This is a genomic window from Sphingobacterium sp. Ag1 (assembly GCF_000988325.1).
In the GTDB taxonomy this organism is placed as follows: Bacteria; Bacteroidota; Bacteroidia; order Sphingobacteriales; family Sphingobacteriaceae; genus Sphingobacterium.
The window spans coordinates 45,668-62,754 of the sequence record NZ_LBGU01000015.1 but is presented as its reverse complement, the minus strand read 5'-3'; the positions used below and the strand labels follow the sequence as shown (position 1 = coordinate 62,754).

The window sequence follows — 17,087 nt, the reverse complement described above, 5'->3', positions numbered from 1 at the left end:
ATTGTAAACTGGGTGGAAAACAAGAAATAGTAAAAATAACAAAAAAAAAAAGCTCCAAAATTAGCAGCTTTTTTATGTTGTTAATGTCTAGTTGATCCGAAGGCCTCAGGCTTTCCCGTAAACCTCAGGGACAAGGTTCGATTTGATGGGTTTGGCTTTTGTTTATTTATTAAACTGTTACCTATTTGATGAAAACCGTTGTCTATTCAATGTAAGCATCGTACAAGGCGCCAATGCAGTCTTTAAGCAAAGGGTTGAAGTCATCGCTGTCGGGAATATTGCAGCCGTTTGTAATAACAATAAAGCCATATTTCTTTGCAGGGTTGAAAAATAGTGCGCTATAAAGCCCGTAAGCCGATCCCGTATGGCCTGTCAAAGTAATCCCCGGTATAATTTTAGAATTATTCATCAAAGCTAATCCATAACCCGATTCTTTATTTACAGCGGTCTGCATAATCTTCGCATACTTTTTAGGGATGATGTTTTTTCCCTGACTATGGCCGTAATTCATATGCATCATCATGTATTTAGCCAAATCTAAGGCCGATATTTTCATTCCACCTGTCGGAGAAAGCACAGGAGTGCTATAGCCCAAGATGTACTGATTGAGTTCCTCCCGACGTGGATTATAGGCACTGGGTTCTTCATGCGGTGTACCTTTAGCATCAAAGGAATATAAAGGAACAAATCTTCTTTGGTCCAAAGAGTCGATACAATAACCACCATATAGGTTGAGCGGTTTGAGGATATGGTTAACAATATAGCTGTCGACGCGTGTATTGGTCAGTTTCTCCAGAACAGCTCCTGCCATATTAAAATTGAGATTACAATATTGGTATTGTGTGCCTGGTTCATAAAGATTGTAGGAATCTTTCCAATTGGGGTTCTTGGATGGATTGATGACATCTAGATTGAAGTAACCGTTTTTATCATTGACACTGGAGGTATGGGAAAGGATCATCCGGACCGTGATTTTTTTGCCTGGAAAATTCGGATTTCTGATTGGGAAACCTATCAAATCCCCGAAGTCGTCGTCGAGTTTGCATCGGCCATCCGCTATTAATTGCATCAATGATGTTGCGGTGAATGACTTTGAAATCGAAGCAATCCGAAAGAGGTCATTTTCTCCGAGAGGGGTTTTGGATTCCAAGTTTTTGTAACCATAATTTTTGTGATACTCAATTTTATTGTTTTTGACGACGACCACACTGAGCCCTACGGCATTATAGCGACGCATAATTTCTGTAAGATCATGATCAACCTGTGTGTGCTGACCCAGCAAAACTGTGGGAACGAATAGAAAAATAAAGACGGCGCGTAGGAGCTTATACTTTCTCATTGGATTGATTAGTTGGGATGTTAGTTCTGGTATAAATGTAAGGAAATACTGATGAATAATAGAAATAGTTACAATGAATCCGTGCAGCATATCATAGTTGCTATACAGCTCAATCATGCTTTAGTAGCGCAACAAACTATTTTTATTTAAAACTATTCTAAACAATAAAATAATATCGTATGTTTGCGCCGACAAATAATTTTTACGAACTCACAATTTATTAACATGAAAAGAACTTTTCTAGGACTTGTTTTAAGTCTAGGATTGGTAGGAGCAATTCATTTGGACGCATCGGCGCAAAGTAAGGGGATACATGGCCGTGTTAAAACCAAAGATGGTGCACCAATTGAATCGGCTACAGTAACCATAGTTTCTTTAGGTAGGTCTACTTCGACTTCAGGTGATGGAAGCTTCCATTTCTCTAATCTTCCGGATGGAACCTATACTATTCGGATCAAAAGTATCGGAAATGGAGTCGAGGAGCGTACTATAGAGGTTAAAAATGGAAAGGCGACGGCCGTGAATGTTGCTTTGAATATTTCTGAATCTCAATTGGAACAAGTGGAAGTCGTGGGCTACAACTCGCACAACAGCAAAACAGTGAATGTGGGTAAAGCAGGGATTATTGACCGGGATTTGCCGCAGAGTGTACAAATTATAAACGAACAGGTAATTGCGGATCAACAAGTTAATCGCCTGAGCGACGCGCTAAAAAATGCAAACGGTGTCGCGATGGGAGCGAACCGTGGTGGGGTCAACGAAAATTTTTACGCAAGGGGCTATAGCTTAGGCGGGAATAATATATTTAAGAATGGCGCGCGAACCAATAATGGAGGTTCGATTGAGGCGAGCACCTTAGAATCTGTCGAGATTTTAAAAGGAAGTTCTGCTTTGTTGTATGGCGGTGTATCTGGTGGGGCCGTAGTAAACCTAGTGACGAAAAAGCCTAAATTTTATTATGGAGGCGAAGCGTCAATGCGTGTAGGAAGTTATGACTTCTATAAACCAACAGTAGATGTGTATGGTCCAATCTCCAATAAGGTTGCATTCCGGGTTATCGGAACTTATGAAAAAGCGGGTAGCTTTAGGGATCAGGTCACATCAAAACGTACATATGTAAATCCTTCTGTTTTATATAAAATATCCGATAAAACTGATCTCAACTTTACATTCGATTACTTAAAAAGCGATTTTACGCCGGACTTTGGAATGGGGACCGTGGATGGTAAGTTGAATAATGAAGTTGGAAGAAACACTTTTATGAATGTGCCTTTTGCTTTCAACAGAACAAACACCTCAAACGGGCAGATCAATTTGAACCATAAGTTTAATGATTCATGGAATTTAAACGCAATAGCAAGTTACCAAACCTACGATCGTGATTACTATGGATCAGATCGGATTCAAGCGAATAAAAATGGAATTGCTCCACGGAATTTAACCCGATCCAAATCAAATGAGTTTACAGCCAATCAGCAATTGAATCTAACAGGAACTGTAAAAACAGGGGCGATCAAGCATAAGATCTTGGTGGGAGCAGATGCCGATCAGTCGCATTCAAATGCGTATGCCTATAAAATTGATGCCTCTAAAAATGTGGGCGGTGTATACGATTCTATTTATGTCTTTAATCCCTCGCAAACTGCGCAGCATTTGGCTTCGGGAAATGGACTTCGGACAGATATGCCACAAGCGGATTTATTGACCAAAACAACGACGGATATCTTCCGTTATGGCGTATTTTTTCAGGACCTAATAGAAGTTACTGAACAATTTAAAGTGTTGGCTGGTATTCGCTACACGTATCAGCGTACACCGAATTCGGAAAAGTATACTTATGCGACGAATCAATCGGAAGAGATTATTAATCTAGATGGTCAAAAAAATCCGATTGGAGCAAAAGTGGATAAAGCATGGTCGCCTAAATTTGGATTGATCTATCAGCCGATCCGCTCATCAAGTGTCTATGTCACTTATGCGAATAACTTTACATCGAATTCGGGATATGATGTGAATTACCAACCGATGGCTCCCTCCATCATCGATCAGTATGAGGCCGGTGTGAAAAATGACTTTTTCAACGGTAGGTTATCCGCAAATGTTGCTTGGTATAGAATTAACAACAATCGCTTTGCCCAACAGTTATTGGTGCTTCCGAATGGAACAAGCAATAGCGATGCAAATATGAAAGAATTTTCTGGAAAGACGGCTTCAAGCGGATTGGAAGTTGATGTTACTGGAACCTTACTTCCAGGACTGAATGTAATTGCAGGTTATTCCTACAATTATATGCGTTATACCGAAACCAATCCGATTTCAAGTTATACAACCATCGTTGATGGTAAGGAGAAAGTGACTGAAATTTCTGGAAACGAAGAAAATGTACGTCTGGTAGGAACCACAGCACATACGGCTAATGGAACCGTGTTTTATACCATTCAAAATGGGACAGTTAAAGGACTGAAATTAGGTTTTTCCGCATTTTATACAGGTCGACGTAATGCAGGTTGGAATAATACTAAGATCAATGTACGCGATGGTCTCAATCGTCTGATCTCCGTTAGTCCATTTACGACCATAGATTTCTCCGCTGGTTATGCTTATAAAAACTGGAGTATTTTGGGTAAATTATCCAATATTACCAACGCGTTTAATTATTATATCCATGAAAACTATAGTGTGAATCCGATTCCACCGCGTAGTTTTATGGCAACATTGGCTTATAAATTCGAGAAGAGGTAATATTGCTCTTCGATCCATAAAAAAAGGAGTCAGCAACATGCTGACTCCTTTTTTTATGCTGGAATTTCAATAGATGCCCCTTTAGGACGCATTGAAATCAATATACTCTTTCTGGATACAGGCTATAAATTCGCCTAATGCACTGTTTTTACTTTTTATATTAGAGACCAGGATCACTTCTGTTTTGCTATCCATATCCTCAAGCTTCATGATTTTTAGGTTTAAATGCGGGTATTGTTTGATGGTGGAATAGGGGACGACTGCCAGGCCCAAACCTTGTGACACCAACTCAAGAATGGAAGACATCGAATTGCTCTGGTGTACAATCTTAGGTTCGAAGCCCATGCGATTACAGGTGTTAATAACAAGCCGGTGATATTCGGAGGCGTATTTCTGATTGAAAGAAATGAAACTTTCATTAAAAAAGTTGATCGCATTAAATTCCACCTGTGAAGGACCTACAATCACCATAGGGTCTTCGAAAAGAGGAGTGGTCAGCAATTCATTTGAATAAATTGGAGCGCGCATGATGCCTAGATCCAATTTTCCATTTTCCAACGCCAGCTTTTGCTTCTGTGTCGAAGTTTCAAAAAGACTAACCCTTAAGTATGGAAACTTTTGTTGAATTTGCTTCAATACTGTAGCAAGCATCTTTTTTGGTGTTGAACTGATATAGCCTAGTTTGAATTCTCCGGAGATATTGTTGTGAATCTGTTTGGTGATCGTTTTGCTGTGCTCTATGTTCTGCAGAATCTCTAACACTTCCTCCAAAAAGTATTTACCTGCTTCAGTTAGCTCGACACGTTTGTTGGTCCGGAAGAAAAGAATAACACCCAATTCGTCTTCTAGATCTTTAATCTGCCGGCTTAATGGGGGCTGGGACATAAATAAGCGTTCTGCTGCTCGGCCAAAATGAAGCTCTTCGGCTACTGTTTTGAAATAAATGAGATGTCGGATTTCCATCGATACTTTTTTGGTATGAATTGATGACAAAATAAATATTTTTAATGAATTCCAGTTAGTCCTACCTTTAAATTATTAAAAATTAATGGATGAAATGCCCGACGGACTGTAAGATACAGCTGTAGGGGGAATCTATCTGAACTTTAGAGCATAAACAATTTAGAGATGAACAAAGCTACACTACAGGAGATTGAAACACGGTTTGACAATGATGTCGAACGGTTCTCAAATTTAGAAACAGGTCAAGCAACCACATTGGATGCGGTATGGAATATGGAGCTTATTACGGATGCCATTGTCAGTCTTTATCCAAACGCCCAAAATATATTGGACATTGGATGTGGGGCTGGCAATTACGACGTAAAACTATTGCAAAAATTGGAGTCTAATCCAAATGTTAGTCTGTTGGACCTGAGCCAGCCCATGTTAAATAGGGCAAAGGAACGCGTTGGAAAATTGACCAACGGAGAAATTCATTTGATTAAAGGCGACTTTCGTACTGCTGCTTTGGAAGAAGACAAATTTGATGTCATCATCGCAACATCCGTTTTACATCATCTTCGAGATGATAAAGATTGGGAAAATGCGTTTGGCAAGCTGTTCCGCTTATTGAGAACCGGGGGAAGTGTGTGGATTTTTGATTTGATTGAGCAAAATAATGAACAGCTTCAAAAATTAATTTATAGAGAAAAATATGGTGAATACTTAACTAGCCTGAAGGATGAACAGTACCGTGATCATGTTTTTGACTATATTGAACACGAGGATACACCAAGATCGCTGATTTATCAACTCAACTTATTGACACAAGTTGGCTTTAAAAATGTTGATGTTTTACATAAAAACCTTTGTTTTGCTTCTTATATGGGATTCAAATAGGGGCTGGAAAAAAGTGTAAAAAAAATAAGGCGATACGGGGAGTATCGCCATAAAATCACACTAACTATTAAAAAACCTATAGGACTAGGAATTTACAAATTCAATAAACCAATGTATGTCTCATCCCACGCTCCTCTACTTTTATTCCTCGTCACATGCGAGATGTCAAATAAATAATAAAATGTAATTATTAAGGTCAATACTTTAAAAAAATCAAGTATTTCCATTGGTTTACGTAAAGATATGTCTTTATTTTTTAAATACAAATAAAAATGATGAAAATTGAAAAATTATTATTATTTGACCGTTTTTAAGAATTCTTCCCAGGCGATCTGATCTGTTTTGAAGGTCAAATCTTCCGTTAACACCGATTCAATCGGTACCCATCGAAAAGACTGAAGCTTATTATCTTCAGGTTTCTGATCAGGATCGAAGTCAAAGGCTTTGGTAGTCGTTCTGATCTGAATAGCTGAGGTATTCTTGACCTGATAGTAAATCGATATGATTTGGCTATCGTTAAAACTTGATTTCTCATAAAAGTCTGTGGTGTAAATATGTTTAACCACAGCAATGTCAAAAGCACATTCTTCCTGATACTCCCGGATCAAAGCATCCAATAAGCCTTCCCCGTATTCTAAGCCCCCACCAGGGAATTTGGTAAATGAAACATTTTCCGTTCTTTCGTCGCTGATCAATACCTCTTGATTTTCATTGATCAATATTCCGTACACTCTTACGTTAAATGGAAACATGGATTAATTATGTTTGTATATATTTTAGTTTCTGTCTTTTACAGTGGCATAAAACCATTGTCTACTGCAAATTCATCCAATCCGATATAAGAATAATGTCTCGGAAGAAACCAGCCAATTGCTTCCATGATGTTGGTGAATTCTTTTTCAGTCCTGAATTGGTTCGCAGCGATATTGAATGCCAAATCTTGTGAAGCATTTTCTTCATCTTTATAATTACGCGCAATGAGCATCACCTTTGCATTCTTTACGCCATAATAATCTAAAAATTCACGTAATTGGTTGCGGACAGCCTGTGGAAGAATGGTCTCGGCAGGTTGCCCCACTAATATTTCTTCATCTTGACCGATAATCGTTTGTTCATTTTTCTTTGAGAAAACACTATCATCTGTATAAAACTCTCCGTTTAAAAAGTAGTTAACCAAGTCGCCGTAGGTGAATACCCAGTCGGGGTTTTCATTTTGTGTATTGATAGCAATACCAAAACCTTTTGGCAACACGTAATCCTTCAGCCGATTTTTAATGACAAAGGCCTGAAAGTTCTGATCTTTCGGAACACTTTCGAGTTGAAAATAGGGGAACCCATCAGGACCAACAACCACTTCTGTTTCTGCTAATTTTAAGGTGCATTCAGCAATATTAGCCAGAAAAATATCACGCCACTCTTCATCCCGCTCTTCAAAGGGAACTTCCATCAGGCTATTTATTATAATCGTTTTTTCCAGGTCTCCCAAACGATTATCATTCGCATTGTTGCTATCGTCAAATAAATGTATTGTACTCATCTCGGATTGTGATTTTTTGATTTGCTGGTAAAAGTAAAAGAATATTTATTAATTAACGACGTTTTCTTGATTTCGAACCGCCTTTTCGTTGATTGTTTTGGCTGCTAGAACGCATTTTCTCCCAGCTCAATAAATAAGGATGTTGATCGTCAATTTTAATTTGCCGTTTTAAGGATAACTGTAATTTTATCCACTTTTCATTGTCCTCCGCATCGCAAAAGGTAAATGCTTTTCCCTCTGCTTCCGAACGACCTGTTCGACCGATTCGATGCGTATAGAGCTCGGCGGAATCCGGAATTTCGTAGTTGATGATAGCTTCTAGGTCCGGAAAATCTACCCCTCGAGCCAAAAGGTCCGTCGCAATTAATACACGTACCTCTTTTTGTCTGAATTTAGCAATAATCTCTTCTCGTTTTTGCTGCGCTATATCGCCATATAATGCCGAGCAAGAAATGCCATTTCGATCTAAATCTGTTGCGATGCGTTCGACAGCATGAACTGTTCGCGTGAAAACGATTACTTGCTGTGCAATACGGTTTTCAAGGAGATAACGCAGAAGGGTCTTTTTATCATTTTTATCAACATAGAGGACAGATTCTTCTATTTGACCCTTTTTGGCCGTTGTTTCTAGGTTGATCTCAACAGGGGTACTTAATCTTTTTCGAACAATTTTTTCGATTTCAGGGGTTTTCGTAGCTGAACTGAAAATGGTTTGTCTCTCAGCAGGCAATGTGCTGATGATTTTATTGATTTCTTTCGTGAAACCGAGATCTAACAATTGATCGAATTCATCGATCACCAGGATATCTATCGTTTTTAGATCGATAATGCCTTGTTCAATAAAATCCAGCAAACGTCCTGGAGTCGCAAGGACCATCTGGGCTTTCGGATAAACGTCGAGTTGACTTTCATAAGTTCCGCCACCATAGAAGCTGGCGATAGTCAACTCCATTCCATCGATAAGCCCCGATATGCGCTGTTTGGTCTGTATACAAAGTTCCCGTGTAGGAAGGAGTATAAGGACCGATAAGTGATCTGGGGTAATCTTGGTTCGTAAGCGCTGAATAATAGGGACGACGAAAGCCTCCGTTTTTCCCGTGCCGGTTGGGGCAATCGCCAAACAGTCTCTACCTTCTAAAATGGCGGGGATAGCTATTTCTTGAATAGGTGTAAGCGAAGAAAGCTTTTGTTTTTCAAGATTAGCGATAAGGATTTTATCGAGTTTAAGTGCTGAAAAATTCAAAATAATGAATGTAAAACCCAAAAATAAAAATTAAAAAGGACAATGGTGTTTTTGCCTGCTGATTGGAATTAAAAATCTGTAAAAATTAGGATTTTTTGTCAAAAAGTACTAATTTGAGAAATTAGAATATTCTATTTCAAATCTGAATTATTGATTATCAATTTATTTGATAAACACCAATTATATAGAATAATATTTTTGTTAAATTTGTTGAAACAAAAAAGAATATGTTTGATACTGCATTTGACCAAAACAATGAATCTATTTCCACTTTGAGCTTTGACGAGTTCAAAAAGATTATTGTGAATGATTATCGAACTGCCTTAGAAAGTCGTTACGTGAGTTTATTGGGACGTAAAGAAGTGCTTACAGGTAAGGCTAAGTTTGGTATTTTTGGCGATGGAAAAGAATTGGCACAAATCGCGATGGCTAAAGTTTTCAGAAATGGGGACTGGCGGTCGGGATATTACCGTGACCAAACATTTATATTTGCTTCTGGCATCAGTGATGTCTATCATTTTTTCTCTCAATTATATGCCCATCCCGATGTTGAGGCAGATCCTTCTTCTGCAGGAAGGCAAATGAACTGCCATTTTGCCACGCGTGTTGTGGACGACCAAGGTAACTGGTTGGATCAAATGGTTCAGAAAAACTCGTTTTCAGATATTTCGACCACTGGCGGTCAGATGGCAAGATTGCTGGGCTTGGGCCTGGCTTCTAAGTTGTATAAGCAGAATAGAAATTTAGACTATCTATCTTATTTTTCAAATAAAGGAAATGAAGTTGCATTCTGCACTATCGGAAATGCTGCTACTTCTGAAGGCGTATTTTTTGAAGTCATCAACGCCGTAGGTGTTCACCAGATTCCAACAGTGATTTCTATTTGGGATGATGGGTATGGGATATCTGTGCCTAATGAAATTCAAACAACAAAAGGAGATATCTCCGAAGTCCTCAAAGGTTTTCAGAAGGAAGATCTGACAAACGGAATCGAGATATTCAAAGTGAGGGGATGGGATTATGCGGGTTTATGTGAAACCTACGAGCAGGCCGCCCAAATTGCTCGCGAAAAACATATTCCATGTCTGATTCATGTGACCGAATTGACGCAGCCTCAAGGACACTCTTCTTCAGGTTCACACGAACGGTATAAATCGCAAGAAAGATTGCAATGGGAAACTGATTTCGATTGTATCGCGAAAATGAAAGAATGGATCGTAAGTTCTGGTATTGCTACCACAGAAGAATTGGATCAATTGGATCAACATGCTAAAGACCATGTTCGTCAAGAACAAAAACGAGCTTGGGCCGATTATATTAAAACATTGAGCATCGAAGCTCGGGAAGCTATTGATTTACTTCAGGGTATTCCAAATGAGCGGGCTGATTTTGCGTCAAAGAAATTGCAATCGATGGTTGAGCCTTCTTTGAAAGAAGTTTATGGCCAGGTTCGCAAGGTGTTGCACGAGCTTAAAGGTCAGCATAGCGATGGGCGCCAGCAATTATTAAATTGGTACAAAGAGAAGCAGGAACTGAATGAGAAACGTTATAATTCAAAATTATTTACAGATGGTGTAGATTCACCTGCTCATGTGACGGTCGTACCTGCCGTCTACAGTGAAGAAGCTAAAGTGGTCGACGGACGTGAGGTCTTGAATCTATGTTTTGAACAGAACTTCCGACGTGACGAACGATTATTGGCGTTTGGGGAGGATGTCGGTAAGATTGGGGATGTGAACCAAGGTTTTGCGGGTTTACAAGAAAAGCTGGGTGTGCATCGTGTATTTGATACTGGTATTCGGGAGAATTCAATTATAGGAAAAGGACTAGGTTTGGCAATCCGTGGACTTCGCCCAATTGCTGAGATTCAATACCTGGATTACTTAATTTATGGCATTACAGTAGCAAGTGATGATTTGGCAAGTTTAAGTTATCGCACCTTTGCTGGTCAGAAAGCACCATTAATTATTCGTACACGTGGCCATCGATTGGAAGGTATATGGCATTCCGGATCGCCCATGTCGGTAATTTTAGGATCTTTGAGAGGTCTGCATGTATGTGTGCCGCGTAATATGACCCAGGCAGCAGGTATGTACAATACCTTGTTCCGCTCTGACGAACCTGCTATCGTTGTCGAATGTCTGAATGGGTATCGTCTAAAAGAGCGTCTACCAGAAAACGTTGGTGAATTTACGGTGCCAATCGGTTATGCCGAATGTGTGAAAGAGGGGCGGGATATCACGGTGGTATCCTATGGGTCAACTTTACGTGTCGTTGAAGAAGCGGCCGTGGAATTGGAACGTTTGGGGATATTCATCGAAATTATTGATGCACAAACATTGCAGCCTTTTGACAAAGGAAAACTTTGTGCCGAATCGCTTAAGAAAACAAATAAACTACTTATTGTGGATGAGGATGTGCCCGGTGGGGCTTCAGCTTTCATCTTACAAGAGATATTAGAGAAGCAAAATGGCTACTATCTATTGGATAGTCAGCCGAGAACACTGACTGCAAAAGCACATCGCCCGCCATATGGCTCCGATGGGGATTATTTCTCGAAGCCATCTTCTGATGATGTTGTCGAGACAGTGTATGCAATTATGCATGAAGCTAATCCAGAAAAATATCCATCTATGTTTTAATAGATGGATATCTTTTTGCTTTACTAAGCTAAATATTCCAACGGTTGGGATGATATCTTAATTGAATATACTCGCAGCGCCAATCATAGCGGCTTTTTCGCCAAGTATTGCTGTATAAATTTGAAATCTTTCAAATTCTTTTCGGTCACCAATGAAAATAGGTAGCGCCTTAGCAATATTGCCACCGACTATAAATATTTCAGCAGCATGTTTCTCTGCAAAGAACTGCATAAAATCAAAGAGATGTTTAGCATATTCATCTTTGATGATTTGAAATTCCTTAGTTTCCCGATGATGATCTAAAATATCTTTAAGTCCCGTAACATCTTTTCCTGCTACTTCTTTGAAACGTTTGATGAACCACCGTGTCACAAGAAATTCTTCGAAAATACAATCTTCGTAAGGGCTGTTCCATAGGGCGGCATCATAGGCTTTTTCACCTTGATTCCATACCGCAGATCCGAGTCCAGTACCCAACGTAATTCCTAATATCCGTTTGTTTGTTTGCAAGTTCTGTACGAATATTTCACCTTGTAGGAAGGCTGCTGCGTCATTGATAAAGTGGATAGACGTAGGCGGAAGTCCCAGCTCTTCAGCTAAAAGCGCTTTGACATCCATGTTGTACAGATTGTCATATTTGCTTTGTCCCTGTATCTTAGATATTCCATTTTCGTAGTCAAAGGGTCCCGGCATGGCAATGCCGATGAACTGAATAGGAGCCGGAGAGGTGGCTATGATATCGCGTATAGCTGACGCCCAGGTTTGTAAAATCGTTTTAGCATCTCCTTGAGAAAAAACGTGGTTTCTGGCCACGTTTTCTAAGTATATATTCCATTGTTTTGTGTCAATGATACAGGCAGAAATATGTGTGCCTCCAATATCAACACCTACGACATAATTATCTTGCAGCATGTTTGTAACTTTGATTTTTAAGTAGATGATCCGCGATTACAAGTGCTGCCATAGCTTCCACAATAATTACTGCTCTCGAAACAACACAAGGGTCATGTCTCCCCTTGCCACTTGCAATAGCAGGGTTGCCATGGATATCCACTGTTTCTTGATCTCTCATGATAGTGGCAACAGGCTTAAATGCTACTTTGAAAGTAATATCCATACCATTTGAAATCCCACCCTGAATCCCTCCAGAGAAGTTGGTATGTGTATGCACTCGATTTAAATCATGGTCATCTGCTACAAATATATCATTATGTTCGGAACCTCGCAACTCCGAACCTGCAAAACCTGAACCATATTCAAAACCATGTACCGCATTGATGCTCATCATTGCTTTAGCAAGGTCTGCATGGAGCTTATCAAAGACCGGTTCGCCTAATCCCACAGGCACATGTCTGATGACAGCCGAAATACGTCCGCCAACGGTGTCACCTGCTTTTCTGACCGAGTCGATAAACTCAACCATTTCATTGGCTGTTGCTGGATCTGCACAACGTGCAATGTTAGCCTCTCGCAATTCAAGCAGAGCTTTGAGGTCTTTGGTATCTACATTTGGCGCCTCAATAGTACCTACTCCCGAAACGTGGGCAAAGATTTCGATGCCAAATTGATTCAGAAAGCTTTTTGCTACAGCACCAGCAGCAACACGGGCAGCGGTTTCCCTCGCCGAGGACCGTCCACCACCACGATAGTCACGTATGCCATATTTCATCTGATAAGTGAAATCAGCATGGGAAGGTCTGAAGATATCTTTGATATGGGTGTAATCTTTCGAACGCTGGTCTTCATTTGGAATAACAATTGCTATTGGTGTTCCCGTTGATTTACCCTCGAATACGCCAGATAAGATCTGTGCAGTATCACTTTCTTTTCTTTGTGTCGTGATCTTAGATTGACCGGGTTTTCGTTTGTCGAGCTCAGACTGGATAAATTCCTCGTCTATTGTTATATTTGAAGGGCAACCATCAATAATTACACCTATAGCTTTGCCGTGTGATTCGCCGAAAGTGCTAATTCTGAATAAATCGCCAAATGAATTTCCTGCCATAAAAATTAAATTTCAATAAACTTAGATAAATTTGCCTTTAAATGCAATTCTAAAGCACCAGACTGAATACAAATTATGAGTCTGTAACTCGAAGATGGCCTAATAGATTACATCACAATTTTTGTCCCAAGCTAAAAGGCTATCTGGGAGATTGTATCATAAAACAGAGATTAATATTGATGTTAATCCCTGTTTTTGATATGTTAGTCAATTATAAAAGCTTGCGCTTGTAAATGTTTCCAAAAATCAGGATATGACTTTTCTACAACCTGAGGTTCAGCAATCTTGATTTGGTCAAAAACTAAAGCCAAAGGTGCGAATGCCATTGCCATGCGGTGATCCTCGTAAGTCTCGAAGGTCACATCTTCTGGTTGATATACACCTGCAGTTTTCAGATGGTATGTGTCACCATCTTCGATCAATTCAGCACCGAACTTCGCGATTTCGGTCTGCAATGCAGCAATACGGTCGGTCTCTTTAATCTTTAAGGTTTCTAGACCTGTAAAGGAAACATCACGTTTTAAAGCAGCTGCGACAACGACTACTGTTTGCGCAAGATCAGGGCATTCTTTAAAGTCGAACAAGGTTTTGTCTGAATTGATTTCTTTTTTAGTTAAATGCAATCCATCCGATTCAAAGTTCGAATAAACCCCAAAATGCTCCATAATGTCTGTGATGGCAATATCGCCCTGTAAACTATGTTGTCTTAGTCCGGGCAATACGATCGAGGCATCTGCATCAGCTAGTGCTACAATAGCATACCAATAGGATGCTGCGCTCCAATCTGGTTCGACATATATGGTTTGCTTTTCAAAAGCTTGCGGTGCAATTTTAATCGCATTCTCCGTCCATTCATGTTGGATCCCGACACTTTTAAGCATATCCAAAGTCATGGATACATAAGGTCTGGAAGTTAATTCGCCTTCAATCTCTAAGATAAGTCCCTTTTTTAATGCCGGAGCAATTAATAGCAGGGCCGATATATATTGACTGCTGATATTTCCTTTAATCTTAACACGGTCTTTTCCTTGAAATAATCCGCCTTCAATCTTCAAAGGAGGGTAACCCGCCTTTTTTTCATAATGGATTTCGGCGCCAATTTCTTTCATGGCATCGACCAATATCCCAATTGGACGCTGTTGCATGCGCTCGGTCCCTGTCAGGATAAAATTTCCTTTAACAAGGTTGAGGTAGGCTGTAAGGAAGCGCATAGCTGTTCCCGCAGGGCCTATGTCAATCGTATTATAACCGGGTTGCGGTTCTGATGCGATTTGCAACACGCGGTTAAGAGTAACCGTATCTGCAGCCTCAGAGAGATTGGCTATTTCAACTTGTCCTTTGCTTAGCGATTGGATAATAAGAGCACGGTTGCTCTCAGATTTTGAACCTGTGAGTTGGACCGTGCCCTGTATCTTTTTTGAAGGATGCGTCAGCGTGATGACTTGTTGATTCATTATGCTTCTGCTGTTGGTTGCTCTTGCGTATTCATGACCGCATTTTGTTTGCGGATAGATTCGTTGTGAATTAATTCGAGGAATTTTGTCGCAAATTCGCTACCCAAAGAAAGCGCTTCCGCTAATTTTGTGCGTTTTTGAACAATCTCATCCCAACGGTTGACTTGCAAAATTGTTACGTTGTTATCGCGTTTGTACTCGCCTATTTTCTCCGCAATTTTCATGCGTTCACCGATTTTTTGGATGATCAAATCATCTAATTTGTCGATGTTGCTACGCAATTCTGCTAATTTGTCTTCAAATGAAGGGTTGTCCGAAGCAGCTTTACGTAATGTCAAATGGTCGATCAACTCGGCCAATGCAGCTGGCGTTACTTGTTGTTTTGCGTCAGTCCAAGCGACAGATGGATCGATATGGGATTCGATAATCAATCCTTGCATATCCATATCCATTGCTTTTTGTGCGATGTACGGTAACAATTCGCGGTTTCCACAGATGTGACTTGGATCGTTGATGATCGGTAGGTTTGGACAAGCAGTTTTTAACTGAATCGCTAAATCCCACATTGGTTCATTACGGAATGCTGTTTTCTCGTACGAAGAGAAACCTCTATGGATAGCACCTAATTTTTTGATACCAGCACGGTTGATACGTTCCAATGCACCGATCCATAACGATAAATCGGGGTTTACAGGATTTTTAACAAATACTGGGATATCTACTCCTTGTAAAGCGTCAGCAATTTCTTGTACGGTAAATGGATTTGCCGTTGAACGTGCACCTACCCATAGTACGTCCACACCAGCAGCCAAAGCTTCTTCCACGTGTTTTGCTGTAGCAACTTCAGTAGCTGTTAATAAACCTGTTTCTTCTTTCGCTCTTTTCAACCACTCCAAACCAATTGAACCGATACCTTCAAATTCTCCCGGACGGGTACGTGGCTTCCAGATACCAGCGCGTAAAATATTTACTTTTCCGGTATTTGCCAACAAATGCGCTGTTGATACCAGCTGCTCTTCTGTTTCTGCGCTACAAGGACCCGCGATAATTAAAGGTTTGTCTCCTGTGTCCAACCAAGATTTTAAAGGAGTGATGTCTAATGTATTTTTCATGTTAAGTTTGATTATCTATTTTAATATTGTCTGCGTAAATTGTTAATTATAGTTTTTCGTTTTTGACATATTCGCCCATAATGTTGAAATTGACACTATGTTTGAGTACTTTACGTATAGCTGCTTCGTAGTCTGTTTGTTTTTTCCATTCTACGTCAACGAAAAAATCATATTCATTGCGTTTTCCGATTACCGGCATTGACTGAATCTTGCTCAAGTTGATATTCTGTTCAGCAAAACATTGTAAAATAGTCGCCAGAGATCCCACTGTATTTCCTGTTTGGAATGATAATGACGCTTTATTGGCATTTTTATGTTCGACAACCTCATTCGATAGTACGAGGAAACGCGTTGCGTTCTTTTTATTGGTTTCGATTCTCTTTTCTAATATTTCAAGACCATATATTTCAGCGGCCAATGTCCCCGCAATTGCCGCAGTATCCGTCAATTTTCGCTCGGCAATCATTTTTGCAGTTGCAGCCGTATCAGATCCCTCGGTTATGCGTACGCCTTCAAGTTCAGAAAGAAATTCTTCGCATTGGCGAATAGCAATCGGATGCGATTCGATGTGTTTGATATCCTTTAATTTAACGCCCGGCAATACCATGAGATTCTGTTGGATGTTTAGGTAAACTTCCCCAGTAATATGGAACTTGTAATCTCTCAATAAATTATAATTCGGCAATAAGCTTCCCGCAATTGAATTTTCGATCGCCATAACGATATAGTCGACTTTTCTTTGCTTCAGCAATTCACAAGTTTTTTTAAATGAATCACATTCTACAATTTCAACTTCTCTTCCGAAAAATTTAAATGCGGCCTCTTCATGAAATGAAGCCTTTGCTCCCTGTATTGCAATTTTTAAACTCATTGTTTTTTGTTCGCTATGTTGTCTCCAAAAAAAAGAGTCCCGATCATTTGAACCGGGACTCTTCTTGTTTGTATTTTTTATGATTTATACACAATCTAATCCCGGCTCTTATTTTTAAAATAAAAGAAGTTAAAATAGAAATATGTATATGTTCTGTTCATCCTGTTGTTGTTTGACATTTCAAATGTACGAATGTTTTTGAAATATCAAAGAAAAAAATAATTTTTTATTGAAAATATCTGATTTATTTAATGAATTTTTTATGTTTTTTTTGTGTGTTTTTTTTAGCTGTATTTTACT

General features: G+C 39.6%; 13 protein-coding genes. 3 read left to right on the top strand and 10 right to left on the bottom strand.

Annotated elements, in window-relative coordinates; all coding sequences use genetic code 11:
* Window positions 1–202: 202 nt before the first annotated feature.
* Window positions 203–1,339 (bottom strand): serine hydrolase domain-containing protein, encoded by a 1,137-nt coding sequence (locus AAW12_RS01360; RefSeq protein WP_046671838.1) that lies wholly within the window; start codon window positions 1,337–1,339, stop codon window positions 203–205.
* Between the two features lie 225 nt (window positions 1,340–1,564).
* On the opposite strand from AAW12_RS01360, the gene AAW12_RS01355 reads away from it, so the two are divergent.
* Window positions 1,565–4,081 carry a TonB-dependent receptor gene (locus AAW12_RS01355; RefSeq protein WP_046671833.1) on the top strand — a complete coding sequence of 839 codons (2,517 nt, stop codon included), beginning with the start codon at window positions 1,565–1,567 and terminating at the stop codon, window positions 4,079–4,081.
* Between the two features lie 81 nt (window positions 4,082–4,162).
* On the opposite strand, the gene AAW12_RS26575 is transcribed toward AAW12_RS01355, so the two are convergent.
* Entirely contained in the window at window positions 4,163–5,044 is an 882-nt protein-coding gene (locus AAW12_RS26575) for a LysR family transcriptional regulator (RefSeq protein WP_046671832.1), read from the bottom strand.
* Window positions 5,045–5,209: 165 nt separating this feature from the next.
* Here AAW12_RS26575 and AAW12_RS01345 point away from each other — a divergent pair, with 165 nt between their 5' ends.
* Entirely contained in the window at window positions 5,210–5,923 is a 714-nt protein-coding gene (locus AAW12_RS01345) for a class I SAM-dependent methyltransferase (RefSeq protein WP_046671831.1), read from the top strand.
* A 296-nt stretch (window positions 5,924–6,219) separates the two neighbouring features.
* Here AAW12_RS01345 and AAW12_RS01340 read toward each other — a convergent pair whose 3' ends face one another.
* Genes AAW12_RS01340 through AAW12_RS01330 form a run of 3 tightly spaced genes read right to left on the bottom strand, consistent with a single transcriptional unit; the run spans window position 6,220 to window position 8,703 of the window.
* A complete protein-coding gene (locus tag AAW12_RS01340; protein WP_046671830.1) occupies window positions 6,220–6,675 on the bottom strand; it encodes an NUDIX domain-containing protein in 456 nt (151 codons plus the stop codon).
* Window positions 6,676–6,713: 38 nt separating this feature from the next.
* Window positions 6,714–7,460 (bottom strand): hypothetical protein, encoded by a 747-nt coding sequence (locus tag AAW12_RS01335; RefSeq protein ID WP_046671829.1) that lies wholly within the window; start codon window positions 7,458–7,460, stop codon window positions 6,714–6,716.
* 52 nt (window positions 7,461–7,512) lie between these two features.
* A complete protein-coding gene (locus AAW12_RS01330) occupies window positions 7,513–8,703 on the bottom strand; it encodes a DEAD/DEAH box helicase (protein WP_046671837.1) in 1,191 nt (396 codons plus the stop codon).
* Between the two features lie 227 nt (window positions 8,704–8,930).
* On the opposite strand from AAW12_RS01330, the gene AAW12_RS01325 reads away from it, so the two are divergent.
* Window positions 8,931–11,345 carry a thiamine pyrophosphate-dependent enzyme gene (locus AAW12_RS01325; protein WP_046671828.1) on the top strand — a complete coding sequence of 805 codons (2,415 nt, stop codon included), beginning with the start codon at window positions 8,931–8,933 and terminating at the stop codon, window positions 11,343–11,345.
* A 57-nt stretch (window positions 11,346–11,402) separates the two neighbouring features.
* On the opposite strand, the gene AAW12_RS01320 is transcribed toward AAW12_RS01325, so the two are convergent.
* The 5 genes from AAW12_RS01320 to AAW12_RS01300 form a co-directional block, all read right to left on the bottom strand.
* Window positions 11,403–12,257, bottom strand: coding sequence for an ROK family protein (locus AAW12_RS01320; RefSeq protein WP_046671827.1), 855 nt, complete (start codon window positions 12,255–12,257; stop codon window positions 11,403–11,405).
* Complete coding sequence (gene aroC, locus AAW12_RS01315) at window positions 12,244–13,350, bottom strand: chorismate synthase (RefSeq protein WP_046671826.1); 1,107 nt, start codon at window positions 13,348–13,350, stop codon at window positions 12,244–12,246. The genes AAW12_RS01320 and aroC overlap by 14 nt, the downstream gene beginning before the upstream one ends.
* 203 nt (window positions 13,351–13,553) lie before the next feature.
* Entirely contained in the window at window positions 13,554–14,804 is a 1,251-nt protein-coding gene (aroA, locus tag AAW12_RS01310; protein WP_046671825.1) for a 3-phosphoshikimate 1-carboxyvinyltransferase, read from the bottom strand.
* Window positions 14,804–15,916, bottom strand: coding sequence for a chorismate mutase (locus AAW12_RS01305; RefSeq protein ID WP_046671824.1), 1,113 nt, complete (start codon window positions 15,914–15,916; stop codon window positions 14,804–14,806). Before AAW12_RS01305 ends, aroA begins: the two co-directional genes overlap by 1 nt.
* A gap of 46 nt (window positions 15,917–15,962) precedes the next feature.
* Complete coding sequence (locus tag AAW12_RS01300; RefSeq protein ID WP_046671823.1) at window positions 15,963–16,787, bottom strand: prephenate dehydratase; 825 nt, start codon at window positions 16,785–16,787, stop codon at window positions 15,963–15,965.
* Window positions 16,788–17,087: the final 300 nt, after the last annotated feature.

What these genes read in the sequence shown, in the direction of transcription:
- AAW12_RS01360 (WP_046671838.1), bottom strand. Translation starts at nt 1,339, where the DNA reads ATGAGAAAGTATAAGCTCCTACGCGCCGTCTTTATTTTTCTATTCGTT.
- AAW12_RS01355 (WP_046671833.1), top strand. Translation starts at nt 1,565, where the DNA reads ATGAAAAGAACTTTTCTAGGACTTGTTTTAAGTCTAGGATTGGTAGGA.
- AAW12_RS26575 (WP_046671832.1), bottom strand. Translation starts at nt 5,044, where the DNA reads ATGGAAATCCGACATCTCATTTATTTCAAAACAGTAGCCGAAGAGCTT.
- AAW12_RS01345 (WP_046671831.1), top strand. Translation starts at nt 5,210, where the DNA reads ATGAACAAAGCTACACTACAGGAGATTGAAACACGGTTTGACAATGAT.
- AAW12_RS01340 (WP_046671830.1), bottom strand. Translation starts at nt 6,675, where the DNA reads ATGTTTCCATTTAACGTAAGAGTGTACGGAATATTGATCAATGAAAAT.
- AAW12_RS01335 (WP_046671829.1), bottom strand. Translation starts at nt 7,460, where the DNA reads ATGAGTACAATACATTTATTTGACGATAGCAACAATGCGAATGATAAT.
- AAW12_RS01325 (WP_046671828.1), top strand. Translation starts at nt 8,931, where the DNA reads ATGTTTGATACTGCATTTGACCAAAACAATGAATCTATTTCCACTTTG.
- AAW12_RS01320 (WP_046671827.1), bottom strand. Translation starts at nt 12,257, where the DNA reads ATGCTGCAAGATAATTATGTCGTAGGTGTTGATATTGGAGGCACACAT.
- aroC (WP_046671826.1), bottom strand. Translation starts at nt 13,350, where the DNA reads ATGGCAGGAAATTCATTTGGCGATTTATTCAGAATTAGCACTTTCGGC.
- aroA (WP_046671825.1), bottom strand. Translation starts at nt 14,804, where the DNA reads ATGAATCAACAAGTCATCACGCTGACGCATCCTTCAAAAAAGATACAG.
- AAW12_RS01305 (WP_046671824.1), bottom strand. Translation starts at nt 15,916, where the DNA reads ATGAAAAATACATTAGACATCACTCCTTTAAAATCTTGGTTGGACACA.
- AAW12_RS01300 (WP_046671823.1), bottom strand. Translation starts at nt 16,787, where the DNA reads ATGAGTTTAAAAATTGCAATACAGGGAGCAAAGGCTTCATTTCATGAA.